The sequence below is a fragment of the Bradyrhizobium sp. SZCCHNS30572 genome (genome assembly GCF_032484415.1).
Lineage (GTDB): Bacteria > Pseudomonadota > Alphaproteobacteria > Rhizobiales > Xanthobacteraceae > Bradyrhizobium.
The window spans coordinates 35,064-60,513 of record NZ_JAUESY010000013.1 but is presented as its reverse complement, the minus strand read 5'-3'; the positions used below and the strand labels follow the sequence as shown (position 1 = coordinate 60,513).

The following is a 25,450-nucleotide window of genomic DNA, read 5'->3' as shown; positions in this document are numbered from 1 at the left end:
GATCCATGAATCGCCTGATCCCAAGCGTCGTGCTCCTGCTGGTCGCCGCTAGCCCGGCGTGTGCGGATTTGCACATTACGCGCGACCATGGTGGCTACATCGAAGAGTACAAGGCCAAGTACAGGCACGTCAGGGAAACGCGTCAGCGCGTCATCATCGACGGCATCTGCAATTCCGCCTGCACGCTCGTCTTCGGCTTCGTGCCGCTCAACAGGATCTGCGTCACGCCGAGGGCCAGCCTCGGCTTCCACCAGGCCTATTACGACAAGGCGTTCACGTTCGGCATCAAGGTCACCAGCATGGAGGGGACGTCCGAGCTGATGTCCTATTACCCCGATTCGGTGAAGGACTGGATCCGGCGCAACGGCGGGCTCACCACCGAGATGAAGCGGATCAAGAACGGCATCGAGCTCTGGAAGATCGTCGACCCCTGTCCCGACGTCTGGTGAGGGCACCGCCCGCACTGAATCTCTGTCCCAGCAGACCTCTGCCGGCAATCCGATCGCAAGCCGGCCCGGCGTCCGCGAGGCATCACCGGTCGCTGCGTCGCGCCGCGGATGCCAGGTCCCGGCTCCCAACCGCACGGCGACAAACGAAACAATCCAGCGCCAGATCGTCCCCACTACCGGGCACTGGATTGTTTCGCCAAGACCATCAGCGAAGGTGACGAGTCGCCTTCGGTCCCGAGCCAGGCAGAATCAGCGCTTGGCCTTCTTCGTCTTCTTGGCCGCTTTCTTGGTGGCCTTCTTGGCCGTCTTCTTCGCAGCTTTCTTGGCCGCCTTCTTCACGGTCTTCTTGGCGGACTTCTTGGTCGCGACCTTCTTGGCCTTGGCGGCGGCACGCTTGGGTGCAGCCCTCTTGGAGGTCTTCTTCGCGGTCTTCTTGGCCGCTCGTCGGGCCTTAGGCGCCGTCGTGATCACCGGATCCTTCGGCGCCTCGGCGGGCATGCTGGTCTCGGTCACGGTCGGATCAGAGAGTGGAGTGTCGTCCATATCGGGTCCCCCGATTTGTTGGAAACCCTGCGACGATAGCTGGATTCTCTGTGCTGTCAAAGCGCACCCCAACTAATCACTTGTGCGCAAGCTCGCGTAGGCTGCCAGCGCGCGCTCCCGCCCGGGCTTGTGATCCACGATCGGCGCCGGGTAGGTGCGGCCGAGTTCAACCCCGGCCTCGGCGAGCTCGAGCGGCTTCGCCGCCCAGGGCTGGTGGATCAGCGTGGCCGGCAGGCGCGCCAGCTCCGGCACCCAGCGGCGGACATAGGTCCCGCGAGAATCGAATTTTTCGCCCTGCAGCACGGGATTGAAGACGCGGAAGTAGGGCGCGGCGTCGGCGCCCGATCCCGCAACCCATTGCCAACTTGCCGGATTGCTGCCCGGGTCGGCGTCGACCAGCGTGTCCCAGAACCACTGTTCGCCGAGCCGCCAGTCGATCAGAAGGTGCTTCACGAGCAGCGAGGCGACCACCATGCGGACGCGGTTGTGCATGCTCCCGGTATGCCAGAGCTCGCGCATCCCGGCATCGACGATCGGATAACCGGTTCGCCCGCGCTGCCAGGCCTGCAGCGCTGAATGATCCTGCGCCCAGGGAAAGGCATCGAAGGCCGGCTGCAGATTGCGGGTTGCGAGGTCGGGATTGTTGTAGAGCAGGTGGCGGCTGAACTCGCGCCAGCCGAGCTCACTCAGGAACTTGTCGATGCCGGCGGCGGAAGCTGGACGCGCGGCGGCGGCAAATCGCGCCGCATGCCAGACTTGGCGCGGGCTGATCTCGCCGAAGCGCAGATGCGGCGACAGCCGGGAGGTCGCCTCAATGTCGGGCCGGTCGCGATCGGCGGCATAGGACTGCACGGCCGTTTCGAGAAAGCTGGCGAGGCGCGCCTGTGCCGCGCGCTCGCCGGCTTGCCATGACGCCCGCAGGCCGCCGGCCCAGTCGGGCTTGCGCGGCTCGAGCGCGAGCTCACCGATCGGCAAGCTTGCGCCGCCGGGGGCGTGCGACAGCCGGGCCGGCCGCGGCAGCGGCTTCGGCGGATCACCCAGAGCGAGCACACGCTTCCAGAACGGTGTGAACACGCGCGGGCCGCGCCCATCCTTGCCGCGCAACTCGGCCGGATCGACCAGAAGGTCATCGGGAAACACGCGTGAAGAGACGCCGATCTCGGCGAGTGCTGCTTCGACGCCGGCAGCCACGGCGCGGGGGCCGGCCTGCGCGACGTCGTTCCAATACACCGCGCTGGCCCTGGTTTGGCGCGCCAGCTCGCCGAGCACCTTGGCCGCTGAGCCGCGCCGGATCACGAGCTCGGCGCCGAGCGCATGTAGTTCGGCCTGGAGTGCACGCAACGATTGCGCGAGCCACCAGCGCGCCGCGCCGCCGAGCGGACGCAACCCAGGGCTTTCCTGATCGTGGACGTAACTACAAACGATCCGAGTGCCCGACTTCGCTGCTTCATGCAACGCGGGGTGGTCAGACAGCCGCAGGCTCTCGCGAAACCATACGATGATGGGGGAGGAGGACATGATCAGGGTATCTTATTGCCGTTTTTATCGAGAGTTCCGGTATTCTACGCTCCGGAAAATAACCGCTTTGAAACCAACTACGGGCAGTTTGAGATTCAGTTGCAGTTCCCCTGGAAGGTTTATCTCGTGTCCGTCAAATTGAAGCTCGGCACCAAGGCGCTGATTGGCGCCGTTGTCGTGATCGCCCTGAACACAGCTCTCGTGGTCGGCGCGGCGTACTGGTCGCTGTCCTCCGATTTCACGGATCGCGCCAAACGCGACATCGAAGGCAATCTGCGCACCTTCGCGCTGACGTTCACCGAAACGTTCGGCGACGCGAAAGTCAGCGTGCAGAACGGCGTCGTTACGCGCATCGAGATTCCGGCGATTCCCGAGATCAAGGATCACGCGATCGTCGATCGCGCGGTGTCCTATGTCGGCGGCAGCGCCACGCTGTTCGTGGTTGATGACAGCGGCCAGTTCGTCCGCCGCTCGACCAATGTGAAGAAGGAGAATGGCGACCGCGCCGTGGGCACCCAGCTTGCCGCGGATCATCCGGCGCAGGCGCTGCTGCGCCGCGGCGAGGCCTACAAGGGCCCCGCGACGCTGTTCGGCAAGTCGTTCATGACCGCTTATTTTCCTGTCACCAATCCGGCTGGAAAGGTGATCGGCATTCTCTATGTCGGCGTGCCCATGGCCGAGCTCGACGCCATGCTGTCGCAGGCGATGCGGACCATGGTCGTCGCCGCTGCGATCGCCGCGCTGCTGGTGCTCGGCTTGACCATGCTGGCGGTTCGCCGCGTCACCAAGCCTCTCGCCGCGGTGACCGACGCGCTCACCGCCATCGCCGAGGGCCGCGAGGACGTTGCGATCAAGTCCGATGACCGCAGCGACGAGATCGGTGAAATCGCCCGCAGCCTGGTCGTGTTCCGCAGTGCCGCGAGCGAGCGGCGCCGGATGCGCGAGGAGCAGACCGCTGCGGCCGCAGCGGCTGTCGAGCAGCGCAAGGCCGAGCTGCAGCGTTTCGTCGATTCGTTCCAGGCCAGCATCGGCGGCATCATCGAGAACGTCTTGACCTCGTCGGGCGAGTTCGAGCGCGAGGCGCGCCAGCTCACCCAGACGGCGCGCACCACCGCCGACCTGTCCGGCCACTCGGCCGGCGCGTCGGAGACCGCATCCGAGCACGTCCGCACTGCGGCTGCTGCATCGGACGAGCTGTCCGGCTCGATCGCCGAGATCATCCGCCGCGTGCAGGAGTCCAACGCCATCGCCGCCGAGGCGGTCAACCAGGCGACCGCGACCGACCAGCGCATCAAGGAGCTGTCCGACGCCGGCAACCGCATCGGCGACGTCGTCAAGCTGATCACCTCGATCGCCGAGCAGACCAACCTGCTGGCGCTCAACGCCACCATCGAGGCCGCCCGTGCTGGTGATGCCGGCCGCGGCTTCGCGGTGGTCGCTCAGGAGGTCAAGACCCTGGCCGGCCAGACCGCCAAGGCGACGGAGGAGATCTCCAGCCAGATCGCCAACATGCAGACCGTGACCCAGGAATCGGTCGACGCCATCAAGGCAATCGGCTCGACCATCGAGCGCATCAACGGGATCGCCGCCTCGATCTCCGCCGCCGTCGAACAGCAGCGCGCCGCTACGCAGAACATCACCCAGAGCGTCCGCTCGGCCGCAACCGGCACCGCAGAGGTCGTCGAGAACATCCGCAGCGCGGCGCGCGGGGCAGGCGAGACCGGCGAAAGCTCCAACCGGATGTTCGCCTCGGCCCGGGCGCTGTCCGGCGAGAGCCTTCGGCTGAAGGCCGAGGTGCAGAAGTTCCTCGACGGCATGCGCGCGGCCTGACACGGCTGCTCACCCGTAGCGCAATCGTGGCAGGATGGTCACGATGCCCGGAAACAGCGTGAGCAGAAGCACGAAGCCGATCATGATGACGAGGTAGGGGGCGGTCACGCGCGCGATGTAGCCGAGACCGTCCTCCGTCAGGCCCTGGATCACGGACGGTGCCCGGGACGACAACAGAGATCTGCGCAAGCGTCTCAAGACATGACCTCGCATTCCCGCGGCATGATCAGCCCGAGTTCTGCTGCATGCTCACCCTCTGCAAAACGAGAGGGCGCACGGAATGCCGGGTGAAGGCCTCACCCATGGCCCGCCTGCGAAAAAAATGCAGGCGGCAGGTACCACAGGCAAAGCCGATCAACCGGCATTCCCTGCGCGATGTCTTCACGCTTATACGCAGTCTCCCTGGTGCGCCGGGCGTGTTGGCCACCATGATCCGCGCGGCGCGTTAGCGCCGTCGCGAACGTGACACCAGCTTCGGGGTGTCAGGACGCTGCGACTTCACGTCCGCGATCATGCCGGTCGTCTGCGCGAAACGCGCGTCCGGCATGGTTCGCGGCCACCGCATCCCGCACCGACGTTCGTGACGACGCGTACGTCCCTCTGCATGGGGCAGGACGACGCGGATCATACACGATTTACGAGAAAACGAAAGAAAAAAATTCGGCCTTTTCGAAATGGGGCGGCCGACCTCCCGGCGGCGGTCAGGCGTGATTGCTGTCTCCGCGGCCAGGCTCGATCTTCTGATCCGGTCTCTGCAGGGCCGCATACACGGCGCCCAGCACGACGCTATACGCCTCGACCATCGCCAGCGAAAACAGCGCCGGGCCGGCGCCCAGGCCGAGCGACGTTGCGAACGGTCCAAGGCCGATGGCGGGAAACAACCCGATTCCGAGCAGCAACCAGCCGGCGAGCCCGAGCAGGAAGCCTTTGGCGACACCGCTGCCGCCGGGCAGGCGGTGGAAGAAGCGCCCGAACAGCAGGCCGATCAGGAAGGCTCCGTTGAGCTGCGAGAGCAACCACAGCGGCGCCCCATCATGCATCGCTCGGGCGAACAGGGGCGAGAGCGTGTCGAGAAGCGCCGTGGCGGGATCGAATTGCGGCAACAGGTGAAGCCCGCTCTTGAGCTCCATCAGGCCGATATGCGCCAGCGTCCCGCAGCCCGATGCGACCGCCGATGTCCATATCCAGCGATAGCTGCGTATCGTTGTCATCTCCTCAATTCGCCATGGCTCTGCAGTGATCCGTTGATCTCGCTCAAGCACCAAAGCTCGCCGCGCGCTTAGTTTGCGCAAACTCATCGGTGCCACGTCAAGGAGTTCTGCCATGCGATTAGATCCACGCGCGCTGGTCTTCGCGGCCGCAATCGTGACCGTCACCGCCGCGCCGGCCTTTGCCCAGCCGGGCGCGGGCGGACCAGGGTGGGGCCCCGGCATGATGATGGGGCCGGGGATGATGGGCGGTCGGGGCTTCGGCTTCCTGTGCAATCCCCGCATGGCCGGATTTGCCGAATGGCGGATGTCGCAGATCGAGGCCGCCATCAAGCCGAACGACACGCAGCGGGCGCGGCTCGATGATCTCAAGGCGGCATCGGCAAAGGCCGCGGAGCTGATCACGAAGGACTGCCCGGCGACGCCGCCGGTCAAGGCGACCGACCGCCTCGCACTGGCGGAACAGCGCCTCGACACGATGCAGCAGGCGATCAAGATCGTCCGCCCGGCGTTTCAGGCGCTTTACGACTCGCTCGATGACAAGCAGAAGGCGGCCATGGACGCCAGCGGTCCGCGCAACTGGGGCTGGCATCACTGGCATTGGCCGTGGAGCGACGAGTAGCCGAGACCTGGCGGGGCAGTGGCCGCGCGTCTCGCCTTCCCGGCCGCGCGGCCGTCGACCATCGGTGTCGTCCGGGCGGGCTGGGCGCACTGAGCAGGACGGCATTTGACCGTTCACGGCCCTCGTGTTCCGGCGCGGCATGGCGTAAAGCAGCCGGATCGAAACGAGGTTTCCCGTCACTTGTCCTTTCCCACGACGAATCCGCCGCTCGCCCGCGCCCTGGCCGAGCGCAGTTATGAGACTCCGACGCCCGTACAGCTCGCCGTGCTTGCACATGACGCCGTCGACCGTGACCTGCTGGTTTCGGCGCAGACCGGCTCGGGCAAGACCGTGGCCTATGGGCTGGCGCTTGCGAAGAACCTGCTCGGCGAGGCCGAGCGGTTTGCGCGGGCGACCGCGCCGCTGGCGCTGATCGTGGCGCCGACGCGCGAGCTTGCCTTGCAGGTGCAGCGCGAGCTCGCATGGCTCTATCAGCACGCCGGCGCGCGCGTCGTCTCCTGCGTCGGCGGCATGGATCCGCGCCGCGAGCAGCGCGAGCTCGAGGCGGGCGCCCATATCGTGGTCGGCACGCCCGGGCGGCTGTGCGACCATCTGCGGCGCGGGCGTCTCGACATCTCGGAATTGAAGGCCGTGGTGCTCGACGAGGCCGACGAGATGCTCAATCTCGGCTTTCGCGAGGACCTCGAGTTCATCCTCGAGACCACGCCGGAAACGCGCCGGACCCTGCTGTTCTCGGCGACCTTCCCGCGCGGCATCGTGGCGCTGGCGAAGCAGTATCAGGACGACGCGTTCCGGATCGAGGTCGAGGGCGACGAAGGCGGGCATGCCGACATCGAGTACCGCGCCATCCGCATCGCCGCCGACGATGTCGAGCACGCGGTCGTCAACGTGCTGCGCTTCTACGAGTCGCCGAGCGCGATCGTATTCTGCAACACCCGCGAGAAGGTGCGCCATCTGCAGGCGGCGTTGCTGGAACGCGGCTTTTCCGTCGTCGCGCTGTCGGGTGAGCTGACCCAGAACGAGCGAACCACGGCGCTGCAGTCGCTGCGCGACGGGCGCGCGCGGGTGTGCGTGGCAACCGACGTCGCAGCACGCGGCATCGATCTCGCCAAGCTCGACCTCGTGGTCCACGCCGAGCTGCCGAACGATCCCGAGGTGATGCAGCATCGCTCGGGCCGCACCGGCCGCGCCGGCCGCAAGGGCGTGAGCGTGCTGCTGGTGCCGCCGGCGCGGCGGCGGCGGGCGGAAACGCTGCTGAACCTCGCCGGCATCGAGGCCGCGTGGGGCGCGGCGCCGCAAGCTGATGAGATCCGCAAGCTCGATCAGGAGCGCATGCTCCACGACCAGGTGTTCACCGAGGAGACGACGGCGGAGGATCTGGCGCTCGCGCAGGCGCTGCTGGCGGAGCGGTCGGCCGAGGACATCGCCGCCGCATTGGCGCGGCTCTATCGCGCGCGGCTGCCGTCACCCGAGGACATTCTGGATCCGGGCCAGGATCGCGGCCGTGCGCGGGAGGATCGCGGTCGCGACACCGCCAGGCCGGCGCGCGGCGAGGAGCGGCCGCCGGCGCCCCGAACGAAGACAGGAAAGCCGTCGGCGCGCCACGGCATGGGCGAGCCGAGCGTCTGGTTCCGGGCGGCGATCGGGCGCAGGAAGAATGCGGAAGCGCGCTGGCTGCTGCCGATGATCTGCCGCCGCGGCGGCATCGACAAGCACGACATCGGCGCCATCAAGATCCAGGACACGACGACCGAGTTCGAGATCGCCGCGCGGGTCGCCGACGCTTTCACTGCGAACATCCGCCGTCCCGACAAGGAGGACAATATCCGGATCGAGCCGCTGGCGGGCGCGCCCTCGGGGCAGGCGTCACCGGACAAGCCGCGCGCCGACAAGCGGCCGCCGCGGCGCGAGGCGGACGAGACGGCCTACCATCCGCTGCAGCGCGATGAGCCGCGCGGGGGCAGGGACGCCAAGCCGCGCGGCAAGCCGCATCGCGAGGGGCCGGCGAAACCCGGCCAACAGCCGGCGTTCGCGAACAAAAAGCAGCATCGCGACAAGTCCAGCCACGGCGGACAGACGTATTCAGACAGACCCTCGCGGACCAAGGCGCCGGGTGGAAAGAAGGCCAAGGCCAAGCGCCGCGGCTGATCGGCCCGGCCCGGGCGGGGGCTGCCGTCGCTCCGCGTTATCGGCAGGTGAGCTACCAGGGAGGAGCCGCGCATGAGCCGGTACGCCGTTCTGTATTTCGCGACACTGGCCGTGCTGCTCGGCTTCGACATCCCGTTCCTGAGCGTCGTCGCCAGGGGCTTCTTCCAGTCGCAGGTCGGCGAGATGCTGGGCGAGATCCGCCCCGTGCCGGCGGTGCTGTTCTATCTGCTCTATGTCGTGGGCGTGCTGATCTTCGTCAGCGGGACGGCCGACGCGACATGGCGCTCGACCTTGCTCTACGGCGCGCTGTTCGGGCTGTTCTGCTACGCGACCTTCGAGCTGACGTCGCTGGCGATGCTCAAGCAATGGACCTGGGCGGTGGTGGCGGTCGACATCAGCTGGGGCGTGTTCGTCACTGCGGTGTCGGCGACACTCGGGCTGCTGATCGCGGACTGGGCGACGCCACGGGGCTGAAGTGGCGTTGGCCCGAAGCGCTCAGAGTTCGAGCCCAGTCTATCGAGATCCCGGGTCCGCCTCTGCGAGGCGTCCCGGGATGACGTCGTTAAACGTCGTTTGCCGCCGTCACTTCGGCTGCGGCACCACGCGCAGATACGGCTTCGGCGCCTTCCAGCCGTTCGGATAGATCGTCTTGGCCTCGTCGTCGGACACCGAGCCGGCGATGATGACGTCCTCACCCTGCTTCCAGTCGGCGGGGGTGGCGACGCGATGCTTGGAGGTGAGCTGCAGCGAGTCGATGACGCGGAGAATTTCCTGGAAGTTGCGCCCGGTGGTCATCGGGTAGACCAGGATCAGCTTGATCTTCTTGTCGGGCCCGATGATGAAGACGTTGCGGACGGTCTGGTTGTCGGCCGCGCTGCGCTTGGACGGATCCCCGGAGATCGCCGCCGGCAGCATGTCGTAGAGCTTGGAGACGTTGTAGTCGGTGTCGCCGATCATCGGGTAGTTCGGCGCGGCACCCTGCGTCTCGCGAATGTCCTCGGACCACTTGGCGTGGTTCTCCACCGGGTCGACCGACAGGCCCATCAGCTTGACGCCGCGCTTGTCGAACTCCGGTTTCAGCCGCGCCAGCGCGCCGAGCTCGGTGGTGCAGACCGGGGTGAAATCCTTCGGATGCGAGAACAAGAGGGCCCAGCTGTCGCCGATCCAGTCGTGGAATTTGATCTTGCCTTCGGTGGTTTGCGCCTCGAAGTCCGGGGCAGTGGAGCCGATCTGGAGAGCCATGGCAGTCCTCAATTCATTGCAGTGGCGGAAATAAATTCTTCTAAACACTATAGGAAATACTGCTCCTCAAGGGAACTGTCTCACGAGAAAGAGAAAAAGATTTCTCTGGAACTCACGGAGCCAACAACTTCTTTTGAGTTCCCGGGCTGCGACGAAACATCCGTGAGACGACCGGTTGCCCAGATTTCGCCATCTGGCGGTCGCAACACGCCGCCCCCTGACGGCCCTCGGCATTGAACCGTGATCGAGGTCACTGCGGCAAATCGGCAACCGATACAAAAACCCACAGCAGCGTTTCGAACCGTTAACCACTCGTTCAGACGCGCGCCGACAAGGTGGGTCAACACAGCAACTGAGAAGAGAACATGGCTACCTCTGCACCAAAAACCATCGGCATCGATGGTCTCGAACCGTCCTCCTGTGAGACCGCTGCTTTCGCGCTCGGCATCGTGCGCGACGGCGTGATCACCGGTGAGGGTCCGACCACCGCGGGACGCGTGCATTTCTCCCGGGTGCTCGATGCCGACGACGTCGCCTGGTGCGTGCGCATCCTCACCGCCGCTGCGGTGAACGATGCCCCGGTGAGCCGTGCCGAAGCCGAGGCCCTGTTCGCGATCGACCAGGCCGCGACCGAACGCAACGATAACGGCCGGTTCGAGGACCTGCTCGCCAAGGCGATTGCGCATCACACCGCCTCCGCATCCGGCCTGCCGGTGCCGCCGCGCAGCGTCGCGCTGGCCGCCGAGACCGACATCGCGAGCTGGGCGCCGGCCAATGCGCGCGGCGTCCGCACCGACGTGCTGGAATGGGTCGCCAAGCAGATGCGCGGCAAGCGCCAGGGCAACCGCGTCCTGAGAGCCATGGTCGCGACGCTCGTCGGCGTCACCGTGCTGCCGCTGGCGCAACTGCCGTCGATGATCGACATCGGGATGTAAGCGCAGCACGCCTCATCCACGAGACCGAGTTCGAGGAGCGCGATGACATCATCGCGCTCTTTTCTTTTCGGCGTATGCGTGGCGTGCGTCGGCTCCTGTAGGCGCAGACCCGCTGCTTGACGAGGCGGACCGGTGGCATTGAAATACTCCGCTGGCGCCGGTGCACCTGCCGTGATTGCGCAGATCGGGGGATATCGTGGAGATCGTGATCCGAAGCCTCGAAGCTTGGCTTTTTGGCTTCGTATGTGCGCTGCCCTACATCTGGAACAGGCGTTACGTTCCGCGGGTGCTCCTGAGCGCGTTCGCGCCGATCCTGTTCCAACTATGGCTGTTGTGGAATCTCAAGGGAGCCTGGTTCGCGGTCGCGCGGGACTTCGCGTTCTCTGGCGATCTTGTGCTGGAAATCTTAGGAGGGATTTGCGCCGCACAGGTGAGGCTTATTCTGGCGCGCTGGGGCTTACAGACCTCGAACGATCGAGGTCTCATCGATCGTTTGCGGAGTTTGCACTCGGTGGTGCTAATGTTGCTGTCGCTCGCTGCTGCTGCCCTGGCGACATACCTCATGCTCGAGTGGACATCCGGGTTCGAATGGCAGCCCTACATCGCGATCGTGATTGCGATCATGTCTGTCGCCATTTGTCTGGCGTGGCTCTATCGGCTCAACACGATCGCGTTTGTCTGGACCGGGGCCGCGGGCGGCTATCTCGGCAGCTTTGTCGCGGCCGTGCATCGCGAATGGGACATCATCACGGCAACTGCGAGTCGCCAGCACTATGATTATGCAATCGAGATGCTCATGATTCCGGAGTACTTCCTATTTGCTGCGGCCGGCGCGCTCGCAGCGGGACTGATGATCGGCTTCTCGTTCGTTGCGCTCAGACTGCAGCGCATGCGGACCACGATAGCTGTCCGTGCGTCTGGCTAGACGAGTGTTTCCTTAGAACCGACGGTGGTTGCTGGGTTGAGCTCTCGCCGTCTCCACGGCTGTCATGCTCCGCGAAGGTGGAGCATCCAGTAGTCCGCGGCAGAAGATATTGAACCGAGACGTCACGGCGTACTGGATCGTCCGCCTTCGCGGACGATGACAGCGGGGGTCTGCACGTCCATATCAATATGGCCAGGACTTTGGAAACGGTCGTCTAGTGCCAATGCGAATTTGCAAGGCGGAAGGAGCCTTTGACCTAGCAAACAAGAATGCCCCGCTTTCACGGGGCACTAAGTCTTTTGGTCTTGGACGGGCGTCGCAACGCCTGACTACTTCGCCGCCGCCTTCTGCTTCGGCGCTTCCTCGTCCAGGCCTACGGTGCGGCCGGGGAAGCCGGCGACGTCGAAATAGCGCTGGGTGCCGACGCGCTGCAGCTTCAGCACGGTCCGCAGGCCGCCGGCGGCCGGGTCCGACTTGATGACGTCCGACGTCGCCTTGGGCGTTGTGCCGTTCGGCATCGCCTCGGTCATGATGCGGCCGATCAGCTTGCCCTTCGGCGCGACCTTGAGGTCGAGCAGCTTCGCCGCGGTGATGCCGACATCGGCATTGCTGACGGGCAGGGGATCGACGAAGCCAGCCTTGAAGTCGGGTCCGATGGCCGCCATGAAGTTGTAGGTGTCGCCGCGGCCGAACGAGCCATGCATGCCCTGGCCCTGGCGCAGCACGGTGTCGGCGACCTCGACCTGGCAGTTGGACGGCTGGTCGCAGTCCGGCGCGACGTAGGAGCGGAAATTGACCACGATCGCCGGGTGCGGCGTCACCGCCTTGCCCTGCAGGTTGATCCGCGACAGCGGCAGCGTGCCGGGAATCTCGCCGAGCTTGTCGTCGACGAAGATGCCGGAGACGTAGTCCTGCGCCAGCAGCGCCTTGACGGTACGGCGGGCGAGCTTCCTGTCGTTGTTGGGCAGATAGATCAGGTCGGAGCCGCCATTCGTGGCGACGACGAGGTCGGGCTTGGCAGGATCCTTGCCGAGCACGCCGTTGCCGGCCTTCGGGTGCTTGCCCTCAGATACGGCCGCGTTCTTGTCGTTGGGATCGAACAGCGGCAGATCGAGCGCCTTGGCGAGGTCGATCGCCAGGAAGCCCATCGGCAGGAAATCCTTCGGCGTGTCGTCGTAGCCGACCTTGGCCGACGGGCTCGTCTTGCTCTCCTTGGAGATGGTCGAGAAGCCGTGGTCGGCCTGGACCATGATGTTGGTCGAGGCGGCAAGCCCGAGATCGTCGAGCGCCTTGCGCAGCGCCGCCAGATTGTCGTCGGCATTCCTGATGCCGGCCATCGAGGTCGGGCCGTTGATGCCCGGCGTGATGGTGTTGAGGCTGTCGCCGTGATTGTGCTGGCTGCCGTCCGGGTCGCGCGACCAGAACACCAGAACGAACGGCTTGTTGCGGGCCTTGAACATCGGCAGCACCGCCTTGGTGGCGACGTCGACCATGTAGGCCTGCTGCGCGACGTTGGCCGAGGTCGTGCCTGGCGTCTTGGCGTCGCCCGCCTTTCCGTTGTCGCCGCGCGACGGCGTCGCCAGCGGCAGGCCGGCCTTGGTCATGGCGTCCTTGACCTCGTCGGTCACCGGCACGCCATTCTTGTTGCCGGTGGAGTCGTCGATCACGATCGAGGAGGTCGCGCCGGGCTTGCAAGGGCAGCCGGTGTGGTCGAACAGATAGGTCGGGCCGAGCTTGCCGATCGCGGCGGTCGAATAACCGGCCTTGCGGGCAAGCTTCAGGATCGTGTCCTCGTTGAGGTAGTCGCCGTTGAAATGCTCGTCGACGTCGCCGAGCACGGCGTCGTTCTCGATGAAGGGCACGACGGTATCGCCGGCCGGCGCCGAGGTGTAGCCCGTGAAGATCGTGTTCGAGAATGTGCCGGTGTCGCCGAGATAATGGCCGGTCGCCATGGCCGAGCCGTTGGCCATCGTGAAGGTCGGAAACAGCGAGTGCGAATTCTTGAAGTTGACGCCCTTGTCGCGGACGGCGGCCATGGCCGGGGCGGTCTCCGGCGTCACCTTGAGCGCACGCAGGCCGTCGGGAATGAACAGGATGAGATTATGGGGGGTGGCGTTCTGCGCAAATGCGGCTCCGGACGACAGCAAGGTCAGTCCGGCGCACAGCAGCACGAGCGGGCGGCGCATTGAAAACTCCTGAAGGCATTCGGCGGAATCGCGGCGTCTCGCCGCAGGGAAGAGCTTTAGTTTTGCCGGGTGACAGTTTTGTTACAAGAGGCTCGGAGGCCGCCGGCAGCGCTCAGGACAGGATTTTCTTGCGGCGGGCTCGTCGGTGGCAGGAACTAGGGTATGGCTTTCTGGTTGTCGGCTCACAATCAACAGGAGCACACCATGCCTGCCGACAAAGACCTCAACGAGCTCTTCCTCGATACCCTCAAGGACATCTACTACGCCGAGAAGCAGATCCTGAAGACGCTGCCGAAAATGGCCAAGGCGGCGCAGTCGGAGAAGCTGGCGGCGGCGTTCGAGAAGCACCACGACGAGACCGAAGGCCAGATCGAGCGGCTCGAGCAGATTTTCGAGCTGATCGGCAAGCCCGCCCGCGGCAAGAAGTGCGATGCGATCGAGGGCATCATCGACGAGGGCAAGGAGATCATGGACGAGTACAAGGGGACACAGGCGCTCGACGCCGGCCTTCTTGCTGCAGCGCAGGCGGTCGAGCACTACGAGATGTCGCGCTATGGCACCCTGAAGGCCTGGGCCCTCAAGCTCAACCTGCCGAAAGCCGCCAAGCTGCTCGACCAGACGCTGAATGAAGAGCGGAAGACCGACGAGACGCTGACCAAGATCGCTGAGACCGCGGTCAACTACGAAGCTGCGGCCTGATCGTCAGGTCGATCGTCGTGACCACAACGCCGCCGCCGGCGTGCCACCAGCGCCGGCGGCGTCGTCACGAGTCGCACCTTTGGAGGCTGGTTGGAGCCTGCCAAGGTGCCGACCTCGATCTTCTCCCGCCGGTTGCGTCTTTCCCTGCGTTCTGACGAAGCAGGGGCTGCAAGTCGGTCGCTGCCTATCGGATGGTTCCGATCCCGGCCAGGATGAGGTCGATGCCGGCAAGAAACTGCTCGCGGTCGTCGTGCTCGCGCAGGTCCGTCGCCACGCGATGGGCGAACGGGTACTTGGCGGAATCGAGCTGCGCCCATTGCGCGGCGACCGATCCGAGGAACGCCGCGCGGTCCGTCTCGCGCGGCAGCAGGCGGGCGTTCGCGGCGTTCTGCCCGGCCACGCCGAGGATGTAGTTCACCAGCGCAGACGCGGCATCGAACAGGGCTCTTTCGGGGACACCGAGCGTCTGGAGCCGTCCGCCGACGCTTTCCACGATCTGCAGCATCGCGGACCGCCACGGTTCACGGAAAAGCTGGGCGCCGACCCACGGGTGGGCGTCGATCGCATCGAACACCCCGAGCGCAACGGCACGGATTGCCTGTCGCGGCTCGGCATCGCCGCCGACACCGGTCATGACGCGGGCAATGACGTCATCGGTGGCCGCTGCGAGCAAGTCGCTCTTGTTGGCGACGTGCCAGTAGATCGCCCCGCTCCCGGTTGCCAGCCGAGCCGCGAGCGCGCGGAAGGTCAGAGCGCTTTCGCCGCCGGCGTCCAGGATCTCGATCGCCGTCTCGACGATCTTCTCCTTCGAGAGCGCGTCCGCGCGCCGTTCCGTCCGTATTGATCTGGTCGCCATGACCATCATCTTGACATGATTGGAACGTTGTTCCAATCCGGTTTTGTGGAACGGTGTTCCAGGCCGATTGAAAGGCAGATGATGACGACACCCGTCACGATCGTCGGTGCGGGCCTCGGTGGCCTCACGCTCGCACGCGTCCTCCATGTCCACGGCGTCCCGGCGACGATCTATGAGGCGGAGCCGTCCGCGGAAGCTCGGACGCAAGGCGGCCAGCTCGATATTCACGAGCACGACGGGCAACGTGCCCTCGCAGACGCCGGCCTCATCGACGCGTTCCGTGCGATCATCCATGACGGCGGCGCGGCTTCGCGCGTGCTCGACCCGCATGGCACGGTGCTGCTAGCACAGGCCGATGACGGTCGACGCCCCGAGGTGTTGCGCGGCGATCTGCGGCGGCTTCTGCTCGATTCCCTTCCAGATGAGACGATCCGGTGGGGCAAGAAGCTGACCGGCGCCGTGCCCCTCGGCGACCACAGGCATGAACTGAGATTCGCGGACGGGTCGAGCGTGGTCACGAGCCTCCTGGTCGGCGCCGACGGCGCCTGGTCGAAGGTTCGGCCGCTGTTGTCGGCCGCCAAGCCGGAATATGTCGGCACGACGTTCATTGAGACCTACCTGCATGACGCCGACCAGCGGCACACCGCGGCGGCCGAGGCGGTCGGCGGCGGCGCATTGTTCGCGCTCGCTCCGGGACAGGGGATCTTCGCCCACCGTGAGACGGGAAGCGTTCTTCACGCCTACGTCGCGCTGAACCGCTCCGCCGCGTGGATCGCCGGCATCGACTTCACGGACGCTGCCGCTGCGACCGCCCGGATCGCGGCCGAGTTCGACGGATGGGCGCCCGCGCTCACCGCGCTGATCACCGACGGCGAAACCCCGCCGGTCCCGCGCATGATCCACACGCTTCCGAACGACCATCGATGGGATCGTGTGCCTGGAGTGACGCTTCTCGGCGATGCCGCGCACCTGGCGCCGCCGGCGGGCGAGGGCGCGAACCTGGCGATGTTCGACGGCGCCGAGCTCGGCAAGGCGATTGCCGCCCACGCCGGCGACATCGAAGCGGCACTCACCGTCTACGAAGAGGCGTTATTCCCGCGCAGCGAATCGGCGGCCGCGGGCGCGCACATGATCCTCAAACTCTGCCTCGGCGACAGCGCGCCATTCGGGCTCGTCGACTTCTTCAACGGAGCCCTGGAGCGGTAGGGGCTCCCACACTCATCAACGTGCCCATCGCGAATCAATCGATGTCAGATCGCTGCCGCCAGCGCCGCGATCAGCGCCGGCGGCGTTGCGACGAGTCCGACCTTCAGGAACTGCCAGGCGGTCACCTCGATCTTCTCGCGCCGCAACGCGGTCAGCCAAAGGATGGTGGCAAGCGAGCCTGTGACCGAGATGTTCGGGCCGAGATCGACCCCGATCAGGATGGCCCGGATGACCTCATGCGGCAGGTGGTCGCTGGCGGCGACCGAGCCGGCGACCAGTCCCACCGGAAGATTGTTGGCAATGTTGTCGGCCACCGCAGTGATCAGGCCGGCCGCCCAGGCCGTACCGACGGGCGAGCCGGCCACGCCCTGATGCAGCCAGGCGCTGAGCTGGCCGATCGCTCCGGCGCGATTCAGACCCTCGACCATCACGAACAGGCCGGCGACCAGGGGCAGCACGCCCCAGGACACACCTTTGATGGTCGGCCAAGGCGATTGCCGGCTGACCAGCAGGATCGCGGTCGCCGTGACGACGCCACAGACGAAGGTCGGCAGGCCGAGTTGCACGTCGAGCGCCGAGGCAGTCAGAAGCACCGCTGCGATGGCGCCGATCCCGAACGCGGCGAGCCGGCCCTCGCGGCTCAGGTGCGGTTTCTCGACATCGGTGCGCAGCGTCTCCTCACGGAGCGCGCGGCGCTGGGTCAGCCATAGCGCGACATAGGTCAGGGCGATCGCGGCCATCGAGGGCAGGGTGAACTGGCGCAGCCATTCGGTGAGATGCGGCATGCGTTCGCCGAACACGACCAGATTGGCCGGATTGGAGATCGGCAGCACGAAGCTCGCGGCATTGGCGATGAAGGCGCAGACGTACAGATAGGGCAGCGGCGAGGCGCCGGCGGCGCGGGTGGCGGCATAGACGGCCGGCGTCAGCACGATCGCGGTGGCATCGTTGGAGAGCAGCACGGTGACCAGGGTGCCGACCGCATAGACCAGCAGGAACAGGAGTTGCGGCGAGCCGCGCGCATGCTCCACCGCATAGGCGGCCAGATAGTCGAACAGGCCCTCGCGGCGCGCCAGCTCGGCAATCAGCATCATGCCGATCAGGAACAGATAGACGTCGACGCCCTTGCGGATGCCGGTGAGCGCTTCAGCGACAGGCAGCAGGCCGAGCGCGACCAGCAGGATCGCGCCGGCGACGGCCCACACGGCCTCGGGCAGCCGGAAGGGGCGGATGATGACGCCAGCGGTGGCGGGAATGATGATGGCGTAGGCGAGCCAGGTATCGTGCAGGGACATGATCAGGGATCGATAGAGCAAATCATTCGGCGGGGATAGCGGGCGAGGGCGCCGCATTCGGGTGCGCGGCCTCTGCTCCACCGGTCTCGGGAAGCAGCAGCCAGCATACGATCACGGCGAGCGCGGCCGCCGCGCCGAGCACCAGGAATGCGGCGTTGTAGCCGCTATGGACGACGACCAGGCCCGCCAGCGCGGTCGACAGCGCCGCGCCAATGCTCTGCGCTGTGATCACAGCGCCCTGGGCGATGTTGAAGCGTCCGGTACCGCGCATCAGGTCCGCGACGATCACCGGCATGATCGCGCCGAAGATGCCGGCGCCGACGCCGTCCAGCAGCTGCACGCCGACCAGCCACGCCTTGTCGTCCGATAGCGTATAGAGCACCGCGCGCAGCGGCAGGATCAGCAGCGCCGCCAGGAAGAACCGCTTGTGGCCCCAGCGGTCGGCGCGGGCGCCGACCAGCAGCGCCATCGGTACCATCACGAGCTGGGCCGCGGCGATGCAGGCCGACATCAGGCTGGTGTCGAGATTCTTGTCCTGCAGCGCCAGCTTCTGGCCGACCAGCGGCAGCATGGCGGCGTTGGCGAGGTGAAACAGCGCGACGCAGACCGCGAAGATCAGCAGCGGACGGCAGGTCAGGAGAATGCTGAGGCCCGAGGGCTGCTCGCCCCGCTTCGGGCGATTGCCCTCCGCCTGATGCGCCAGTCCGCGCGCGACGTCATGGTCGATGGCGCGCTCGGGGATGGCGAGCACGCTGATGAGGCTGCCGGCCGACGTCACCGCCATCAGATAGAACACCGCCGACGGTCCGAGCGCGTAGGCGGCAGCGCCGGCGATGACGGCGCCGACCGTGTTGCCGGCATGGTTGAAGGTCTCGTTGCGGCCGACCCGCGCGGTGAAGGCTTTGGCGCCGACGATCCCGAGCGGCACCGCCGCGATCGCCGGCGCGAAGATCACGCCGGCGGCATTGGCGATGCTCTGCGAGATCGCGACCGGCCAGAAGCTGGTCATGAGAGGTAACAGCAGCGAAGCGGCCGTGACGACGATCGCGGCTGATATCATGACCAGCCGTTTTGCCCTGGTGGCGTCGACCAGCGCGCCGGCGGGCGTCTGCGCGACGATGCCCGCGATCGTCGCGAGCGACATCACGACGCCGATCGAGGCCTCGTCCCATTTCTGCTCGGTCAGGAGATAGATCGCGAGATAAGGGCCGAGCCCGTCACGCACATCGGCCAGGAAGAAATTGATGGTGTCGAGTGCATGGCCGGCGCGGGCCAGGTCCTTGCCGCTATCGAAGTCCGCCATGCCGCCTCGTTGCGCGTGATCCATCGCAACAGCGGTGTACGCCATTTGGTTCCGCAGGGCCCTCGGTGTGACCCACTCCGTCCACGTGGCATTCCGGGGCGCGCGAAGCGCGCACTACCTACTCAGCGCGGCAGCGGCGCCTTCTCGGCCATCGCCTTGCGCAGGATGCGCGACAGCGACTCCACCGAATAGGGCTTCTTGATCAGCTCGAAGCCGTGATGGGCGTTCTCCGCGAGCACGTGGCTGTAGCCGGATGTCAGCACCACCGGCAGGCCGGGATAGCGGTCGCGGATGATGCCGGCGAGCTCCAGGCCGTTGATGCCGGGCATGATGACGTCGGAGAACACGAGGTCGACCGCGAATTCGTCGTTCGCCAGGATTGCCAGCGCATCGGCGGCATTGGCGACGCGGCGCGTCACATAGCCGAGATCCTCGAGCAGCTCGGTCGAGAACTGCCCCACCTCGTCATTGTCCTCGACCACGAGCACGCGGTAGCCGCGCCCGATGGTCGCCGGCTCGATGCGCGCGGAGCCGGCTTCCGTGCCGGATTGCGGAGCCGTGGCCTGCGGCAGATAGATCGTGAAGGTCGCGCCGTCGCCGATGCGGCTGTCGACCGCGATGTCGCCTTCGGACTGCTTGGCGAAGCCGAACGCCTGGCTGAGGCCGAGACCCGTGCCCTTGCCGACCTCCTTGGTGGTGAAGAAGGGTTCGAAGATTGCGTTGAGATGTTGAGGCGCGATGCCGCCCCCGGTGTCGGCGACCGAAATCGCGATGAAGGCACCGGGCCGGGTGCTCTGGCCACGCAAGGCCGGGATGCTCTCGGTCCGCTGCACGCCGATCTTCAGATGTCCTTCACCGTTCATGGCGTCGCGCGCATTGACGGCGAGATTGATGAGCGCGGTCTGGAATTGCGCGACGTCGGCGAGGGTGAACAGCCCGCTGTCCGTGACCGCGAGCTCGATCTGGATGCGGCTGCCGACGAGAGGACGGATCAGTTGCACGACGCTCTCGACCTGCTCGCCAACATTGAACACCTGCGGCGTCAAGGGTTGTCGCCGCGCGAAGGCCAGGAGCTGCGCGGTCAGCTTCGAGGCGCGCTCCACCGTCTCCGAGATCGCATCGACATAGCGCCGGCGCCGCTCCTCGGGAAGATCGCGGCGGCGCAGGAAGTCGGTGGCCGAGCGGATGATGGTGAGCAGGTTGTTGAAGTCGTGTGCGACGCCGCCGGTGAGCTGGCCGATCGCCTCCATCTTCTGCGACTGCCGCAACAGCTCCTCACCCTGGATGCGCTCGGTCACGTCGATCGCCTCGGCGACCGCGCCGGTCACGACATCATGCTGGTCGAACAGCGGCCGCATCGAAAGCTCGAAATGCCGCTGGCCGCTGGCGAAGTCGAGCCGCATCTCGGTCCGAAAGCTCTCGCCGGCGAGAACGCGGGCGAACGCCTTGCGCAGCATCTCGGTCACGCCCGGCGTATGGGTGAACCAGGGCGCATCCCAGAGCGGCTGGCCGATGACGTTCACTTCACCGGCGCGCATGCCGGCGACCGCGATGCGGTTGGCATGCATCACGCGGCCCTCGACGTCGAGGATGGCCTGATACTGATTGCTGGTGTCGAAGATCGCGCGCATGCGCGCTTCATTGGCCTCGAGCTGGGCGGTGCGCTCCCTGATCCGCTCTTCGAGGGTCTCGTTGATGCGGCGCAGCTCGATCTCGGCCTGCTTGGCGGCCGTGACGTCGTGAGCTACGCCGATGAAACCGACATGTTTGCCGTTCGCATCCCAGCGCGGCTGCGATTCCGATCGCAGCCAGCGCCATTCCCCGTCGGCGCGCCGGTAGCGTGCCTCGAGGAAGAACGGCTTCAGCGAGCGCTCTCCCGACTGCTGCTGCTCGAGGATGCGCGGAAGGTCCTCGGGATGCAGCACCTTGCGCCAGTCGAAGGCCAGCGCCTCGTCAGGGGACATGCCGAGGAAATCGATATAGGCGCGATTCACGAAGGAGCGGGTGCGGTCGAGCTTCGTCACCCAGATCGGCACCGGCGCGCTGTCGGCGATCAGCCGGAAGCGTTCCTCGCTCTCGCGCAGCTTGGCTTGCGCCAGCATCTGGTCGGTGACATCGATATGCGCGCCGACCAGACGGATCGCGCGGCCGTTCCAGTCACGCTCGATGCGGGCGATGACGCGGACCCAGCGGATCTCGCCGTCGCTGGGACGGATGATGCGGTATTCGGTGGTGTAGTCCTCCTGCTTACTCTTGACTGCAGCAATGAAGTCCTGCTCGGCCTTGACGCGGTCGTCGGGATGCACGCGTCTGACCCAGTCTTCGTGAGTCTCGTGGACAGCCTCCGGCGGCAGGCCGTGAATGATCAGGTATTCGGGGGAGCGGCGGTTGCGGTAGCCTTCGCGCAGGTCGACCTCGACGCCGCCGACCCGGGCGATCCGCTGGATGCGCGCGAGCTCCGCCTCGCGTTCCTGCAGCGCGCGATAGGCCTCATCGCGATCGCGCGCTATCTCCTCGATATGCTGGCGCAGCGCATCGGCGGCAGCCTCCGGCCTCACTTCGTCTCTGGGCGCATCCGCGCTGTTCATGCTGACCTGCACTGATGTGGCGAGCAGTCGCCCGAGCATTCCATCGCGGGTGTTCGGAAGCGTGGCGACATTGGGACCAAGGAAAGCAAACTGACCAGAGATTATGGCGGGCAAACGCCGGCATGACGTGAACGTGAGGGCAGATAAAAAGTTCCGTGCTCCCGGAACTGACTGTTACTGTCGTGCGTCGTCAGGCCCTGAACACCGCAACACGAAGGTCCACGCTGTGAAGCTCTTCGTCTGTCAGGCCTGCAAGAACATCCTGTATTTCGAGAATCGCAGCTGCGGGCGCTGCGGCCATCAGCTCGCCTTCATGCCGGAGCGCCAGATCCTGTCGGCGATCGAGCCGGCGGAGGAGGGCTTTCGGACGCTCGCCGACCACGGGACGGGGCGCTTCTTCTGCGCCAATGCCGAGCACGACGCCTGCAACTGGCTGCTCGAGATCGGCGAGACTTCGGGCTTCTGCCGCGCCTGCCGGCACAACGGTACGATTCCCAATCTGTCTGATCCCGCGCAACTCGCCGGATGGCGAGAGCTGGAGGTGGCCAAGCACCGGCTGTTCTATTCGCTGATCCGCTGGAAACTCCCTGTGAAGACACGGATCGAGGATCCCGGGCACGGGTTGATCTTCAACTTCCTTGCCGATGACCCCGCCGGTCAGCAGAAGGTCCTGACCGGCCACGACAACGGCCTCATCACCATCGCTCTGGCCGAGGCCGACGATTTCGAGCGCGAGCGGCGCCGGCTCGAAATGGGCGAGCCGTACCGGACCTTGCTCGGTCATTTTCGCCACGAGGTCGGGCACTACTTCTGGGACGTGCTGGTGCGCGATGCCGGCAGGCTCGAGGAATGCCGGGCCATGTTCGGCGACGATACCCAGGACTACGGCGCGGCGCTGAGGCGGCATTACGATCAGGGGCCGCCGGTGGACTGGCAGGACAATTTCGTTTCGGCCTACGCCACCACACATCCGTGGGAGGATTTTGCCGAGACCTGGGCGCACTACCTCCACATCGTCGATACGCTGGAGATGGCCTCCGAGTTCGGTATCGAGATCGATCCGCCCGCCGACCAGATCGGCGGGCTGACGGCGCGCGTCACCTTCGATCCGTACGTCGCGGAGGACTTCGACACCATCGTCAACGCCTGGCTGCCGTTCACCTTTGCGATGAACAGCGTCGCGCGAGCGATGGGCGCGCGGGATCTCTATCCTTTCATCCTGACGCCGCCGGTCATCGGCAAGCTGGGCTTCATCCACCGCCTGGTGCGGCAGGGTGCACAGCAAGAGTCTGTCGCTCTGGCTCCCGAAAAGCCACAGGCCGAGCCGCAGCAGGAAGAGATCGGGGCGGCGTGATCCGCCTTGACTCTTGAGAACATAAAGTGAACATGAAGGCGTGACCGGAGCGAGGACCGTCATCGCGCATGCAGCCCAGATCGCAATCCAAGACCAATGCTCAAGCCGCGGACAGCGAAGACCTCGCGCTGGAGGCCGCCGTGGACGAGGCCATCGCTGCCTGCGAAGGCGATCCGCGGGCGGCCATTCGTGCCCTGATCGTTGCGAACGATTTCCTCGAGACCGAGGTCGGCGAGCTGATGAAGGCGGTGTCGCACGCCTATGCCCGCGGACGTTTCCACAGCTATTCCGGCTGACGGCAGGGGACACGGCTGGCATGCCTCGCCGGACGGCAGGGGCGGAACGAGAGGCGGGTTGCGCGCGGGCGATTTTGGTATAGACGAACCGGTCAAGCTCGCGGTGTTACGCCTGTGCCACGAGCGGGGAGCCCGCCCAAAGGTATCAAGCAAGAAATGTTCAAAACCATTCTGATCGCGAACCGCGGCGAGATCGCCTGCCGGGTCATCAAGACCGCCCGCCGCATGGGAATCCGAACCGTTGCGGTCTATTCGGAAGCCGACCGCGATGCGCTTCATGTCGAGATGGCCGATGACGCCGTGCTGATCGGCCCGCCCGCCGCCGCCGAGAGCTATCTCCTGATCGACCGCATCGTCGAGGCCTGCCGCAAGACCGGCGCCGAGGCGGTGCATCCGGGCTACGGCTTCCTGTCCGAGCGCGAGGCTTTCCCGCGGGCATTGGCCGAGGCCGGCACTGTCTTCATCGGCCCCAATCCCGGCGCCATCGCCGCCATGGGCGACAAGATCGAATCCAAGAAGGCGGCCGCCAAGGCCAAGGTCTCGACCGTGCCCGGCTTCCTCGGCGTCATCGAGGACGACAAGCACGCCGTGCGCATCGCCGACGAGATCGGCTACCCCGTGATGATCAAGGCCTCCGCCGGCGGCGGCGGCAAGGGCATGCGCATCGCGCGTTCGACCGCCGAGGTCGCCGAGGGTTTCAATCTCGCCAAGGCCGAGGCCAAGGCTTCGTTCGGCGACGATCGCGTCTTCATCGAGAAGTTCATCGTCGATCCCCGCCACATCGAGATCCAGGTGCTCGGCGACAAGCATGGCAACGTGATCTATCTCGGCGAGCGCGAATGCTCGATCCAGCGCCGCAACCAGAAGGTCATCGAGGAGGCGCCGTCGCCGCTGCTCGATGAGGAGACGCGGCGCAAGATGGGCGAGCAGGCGGTCGCGCTCGCCAAGGCCGTGAACTACGACTCCGCCGGCACCGTCGAGTTCGTCGCCGGCCAGGACAAGAGCTTCTACTTCCTCGAGATGAACACCCGCCTGCAGGTCGAGCATCCCGTGACCGAGCTCGTCACCGGTATCGATCTCGTCGAGCAGATGATCCGCGTCGCCGCCGGCGAGAAGCTTTCGCTTGCGCAGAAGGACGTGACGCTGACCGGCTGGGCGGTGGAATCGCGCGTCTATGCGGAAGATCCGTTCCGCAGCTTCCTGCCGTCGATCGGCCGCCTCGTGAAGTATCGCCCGCCGGCCGAGAGCAAGGCTGACGGCATCACCGTGCGCAACGACACCGGCGTGCAGGAGGGCGGCGAGATCTCGATCTATTACGATCCGATGATCGCCAAGCTCGTCACCCATGCGGAGTCGCGGGCTGCCGCGATCGAGGCGCAGTCGACCGCGCTCGATGCGTTCTATGTCGATGGCATCCGCCACAACATCCCGTTCCTGTCGGCGCTGATGAACCATCCGCGCTGGCGCGAGGGCCGGCTGTCGACCGGCTTCATCGCCGAGGAGTTTCCCAAGGGCTTTGCCGCGCGTGCGCCGGAAGGCGAGATCGCGCGCCGGCTGGCGGCGGTGGGTGCTGCGATCGACCACGTGCTCGGCGAGCGCAAGCGGCAGATCTCGCAGCAGATGATCGGCCGGCCTGTGAAGCGACAGGGCCGCCGCGCGGTGTGGCTCGGGCGTGACGAGATCCTGCTCGACATCACCAGGGAGAACGGCGCGATCACGGTCCGCTTCGTCGGGGCCGACGGCAAGGTCGGTCCGGCGCATCAGTTGGTGTCGGACTGGAAACCGGGCGATGCGGTCTGGCACGGCACCATCGATGGCGCGGCCATCGCCGTGCAGACGCGCCTCATTGCGAACGGTGTGCGGCTCGCGCATCAGGGCGTCGAAGCGCCGGTCTACGTCTACACGGAAGCCGAGGCGACCGCGGCGCGGCTGATGCCGGTCGTCACCGCAGGTGATAGCGGCAAGAAGCTCCTGTGCCCGATGCCCGGCCTCGTGGTCTCGATCGCCGTGACCGAAGGGCAGGAGGTCAAGGCCGGCGAGACGCTCGCCGTGGTCGAAGCCATGAAGATGCAAAACGTGCTGCGCGCCGAGCAGGACGGTACGGTGAAGAAGATCCACGCGACAGCCGGCGCTACGCTCGCGGTGGACGCGCTGATCCTGGAGTTTGCGTAAGCTCAGAAGTCGACGTCGTTGCGAACGAAGCGACTTTGTCCGCCGAAGCCTGTAGGCGAAGGCGGAAGCAATCCG

General features: G+C 66.0%; 21 protein-coding genes and 1 pseudogene. 12 read left to right on the top strand and 10 right to left on the bottom strand.

Annotated features, from left to right (window positions below; genetic code table 11):
- Positions 1–5: 5 nt before the first annotated feature.
- A complete protein-coding gene (locus QX048_RS32375; protein ID WP_315827861.1) occupies positions 6–449 on the top strand; it encodes a hypothetical protein in 444 nt (147 codons plus the stop codon).
- Between the two features lie 249 nt (positions 450–698).
- On the opposite strand, the gene QX048_RS32370 is transcribed toward QX048_RS32375, so the two are convergent.
- Both QX048_RS32370 and QX048_RS32365 read right to left on the bottom strand, forming a co-directional pair.
- Complete coding sequence (locus QX048_RS32370) at positions 699–992, bottom strand: histone (protein ID WP_315717686.1); 294 nt, start codon at positions 990–992, stop codon at positions 699–701.
- Positions 993–1,064: 72 nt separating this feature from the next.
- Positions 1,065–2,510: a deoxyribodipyrimidine photo-lyase gene (locus QX048_RS32365; protein WP_315827862.1), complete on the bottom strand. Its 1,446-nt coding sequence runs from the start codon at positions 2,508–2,510 to the stop codon at positions 1,065–1,067.
- 126 nt (positions 2,511–2,636) lie between these two features.
- Here QX048_RS32365 and QX048_RS32360 point away from each other — a divergent pair, with 126 nt between their 5' ends.
- Positions 2,637–4,340 (top strand): methyl-accepting chemotaxis protein, encoded by a 1,704-nt coding sequence (locus tag QX048_RS32360; RefSeq protein WP_315827863.1) that lies wholly within the window; start codon positions 2,637–2,639, stop codon positions 4,338–4,340.
- Between the two features lie 9 nt (positions 4,341–4,349).
- On the opposite strand, the pseudogene QX048_RS32355 reads toward QX048_RS32360, so the two are convergent.
- Positions 4,350–4,493 (bottom strand): annotated as a pseudogene (locus QX048_RS32355) (C4-dicarboxylate ABC transporter permease); the annotation flags it as partial.
- Between the two features lie 548 nt (positions 4,494–5,041).
- Complete coding sequence (locus tag QX048_RS32350; RefSeq protein WP_315827864.1) at positions 5,042–5,551, bottom strand: DUF6789 family protein; 510 nt, start codon at positions 5,549–5,551, stop codon at positions 5,042–5,044.
- Between the two features lie 112 nt (positions 5,552–5,663).
- On the opposite strand from QX048_RS32350, the gene QX048_RS32345 reads away from it, so the two are divergent.
- The 3 genes from QX048_RS32345 (at position 5,664) to QX048_RS32335 (ending at position 8,792) form a co-directional block, all read left to right on the top strand.
- Complete coding sequence (locus QX048_RS32345; protein ID WP_315754798.1) at positions 5,664–6,170, top strand: Spy/CpxP family protein refolding chaperone; 507 nt, start codon at positions 5,664–5,666, stop codon at positions 6,168–6,170.
- Between the two features lie 180 nt (positions 6,171–6,350).
- Positions 6,351–8,318: a DEAD/DEAH box helicase gene (locus tag QX048_RS32340; protein ID WP_316200847.1), complete on the top strand. Its 1,968-nt coding sequence runs from the start codon at positions 6,351–6,353 to the stop codon at positions 8,316–8,318.
- Positions 8,319–8,390: 72 nt separating this feature from the next.
- Positions 8,391–8,792, top strand: coding sequence for a DUF2177 family protein (locus tag QX048_RS32335; RefSeq protein WP_315717693.1), 402 nt, complete (start codon positions 8,391–8,393; stop codon positions 8,790–8,792).
- 108 nt (positions 8,793–8,900) lie between these two features.
- On the opposite strand, the gene QX048_RS32330 is transcribed toward QX048_RS32335, so the two are convergent.
- The gene (locus tag QX048_RS32330) at positions 8,901–9,560 is read right to left on the bottom strand and encodes a peroxiredoxin (RefSeq protein WP_315717694.1); all 660 of its coding nucleotides are present in this window, start codon (positions 9,558–9,560) and stop codon (positions 8,901–8,903) included.
- 365 nt (positions 9,561–9,925) lie between these two features.
- Here QX048_RS32330 and QX048_RS32325 point away from each other — a divergent pair, with 365 nt between their 5' ends.
- Both QX048_RS32325 and QX048_RS32320 read left to right on the top strand, forming a co-directional pair.
- Complete coding sequence (locus QX048_RS32325) at positions 9,926–10,495, top strand: hypothetical protein (RefSeq protein WP_315717695.1); 570 nt, start codon at positions 9,926–9,928, stop codon at positions 10,493–10,495.
- A 196-nt stretch (positions 10,496–10,691) separates the two neighbouring features.
- Positions 10,692–11,420, top strand: a complete 729-nt coding sequence (locus QX048_RS32320; RefSeq protein WP_315827866.1) for a hypothetical protein — start codon at positions 10,692–10,694, stop codon at positions 11,418–11,420.
- Between the two features lie 329 nt (positions 11,421–11,749).
- On the opposite strand, the gene QX048_RS32315 is transcribed toward QX048_RS32320, so the two are convergent.
- On the bottom strand, positions 11,750–13,606 hold the full coding sequence (locus QX048_RS32315; protein WP_315827867.1) for an alkaline phosphatase family protein: 1,857 nt from the start codon (positions 13,604–13,606) through the stop codon (positions 11,750–11,752).
- 204 nt (positions 13,607–13,810) lie between these two features.
- On the opposite strand from QX048_RS32315, the gene QX048_RS32310 reads away from it, so the two are divergent.
- Positions 13,811–14,305, top strand: a complete 495-nt coding sequence (locus QX048_RS32310) for a ferritin-like domain-containing protein (protein ID WP_315737676.1) — start codon at positions 13,811–13,813, stop codon at positions 14,303–14,305.
- Positions 14,306–14,489: 184 nt separating this feature from the next.
- On the opposite strand, the gene QX048_RS32305 is transcribed toward QX048_RS32310, so the two are convergent.
- Positions 14,490–15,167 carry a TetR/AcrR family transcriptional regulator gene (locus QX048_RS32305; RefSeq protein ID WP_315827868.1) on the bottom strand — a complete coding sequence of 226 codons (678 nt, stop codon included), beginning with the start codon at positions 15,165–15,167 and terminating at the stop codon, positions 14,490–14,492.
- Between the two features lie 75 nt (positions 15,168–15,242).
- On the opposite strand from QX048_RS32305, the gene QX048_RS32300 reads away from it, so the two are divergent.
- Positions 15,243–16,367 carry an NAD(P)/FAD-dependent oxidoreductase gene (locus QX048_RS32300; RefSeq protein WP_315827894.1) on the top strand — a complete coding sequence of 375 codons (1,125 nt, stop codon included), beginning with the start codon at positions 15,243–15,245 and terminating at the stop codon, positions 16,365–16,367.
- Positions 16,368–16,411: 44 nt separating this feature from the next.
- Here QX048_RS32300 and QX048_RS32295 read toward each other — a convergent pair whose 3' ends face one another.
- The 3 genes from QX048_RS32295 to QX048_RS32285 all read right to left on the bottom strand — a co-directional run bounded on the left by QX048_RS32295 (position 16,412) and on the right by QX048_RS32285 (position 21,553).
- Complete coding sequence (locus QX048_RS32295; RefSeq protein WP_315827869.1) at positions 16,412–17,662, bottom strand: arsenic transporter; 1,251 nt, start codon at positions 17,660–17,662, stop codon at positions 16,412–16,414.
- Between the two features lie 22 nt (positions 17,663–17,684).
- A complete protein-coding gene (locus QX048_RS32290; protein ID WP_315827870.1) occupies positions 17,685–18,965 on the bottom strand; it encodes an MFS transporter in 1,281 nt (426 codons plus the stop codon).
- A 122-nt stretch (positions 18,966–19,087) separates the two neighbouring features.
- Complete coding sequence (locus QX048_RS32285; RefSeq protein WP_315827871.1) at positions 19,088–21,553, bottom strand: PAS domain S-box protein; 2,466 nt, start codon at positions 21,551–21,553, stop codon at positions 19,088–19,090.
- Positions 21,554–21,779: 226 nt separating this feature from the next.
- Here QX048_RS32285 and QX048_RS32280 point away from each other — a divergent pair, with 226 nt between their 5' ends.
- From QX048_RS32280 to QX048_RS32270, 3 genes are all read left to right on the top strand, one after another.
- On the top strand, positions 21,780–22,907 hold the full coding sequence (locus QX048_RS32280; protein ID WP_315754782.1) for a putative zinc-binding peptidase: 1,128 nt from the start codon (positions 21,780–21,782) through the stop codon (positions 22,905–22,907).
- A gap of 68 nt (positions 22,908–22,975) precedes the next feature.
- Positions 22,976–23,203, top strand: coding sequence for a hypothetical protein (locus QX048_RS32275; RefSeq protein ID WP_315754780.1), 228 nt, complete (start codon positions 22,976–22,978; stop codon positions 23,201–23,203).
- A 156-nt stretch (positions 23,204–23,359) separates the two neighbouring features.
- Positions 23,360–25,375 (top strand): acetyl/propionyl/methylcrotonyl-CoA carboxylase subunit alpha, encoded by a 2,016-nt coding sequence (locus QX048_RS32270; protein ID WP_315827872.1) that lies wholly within the window; start codon positions 23,360–23,362, stop codon positions 25,373–25,375.
- Positions 25,376–25,450 lie beyond the last annotated feature (75 nt).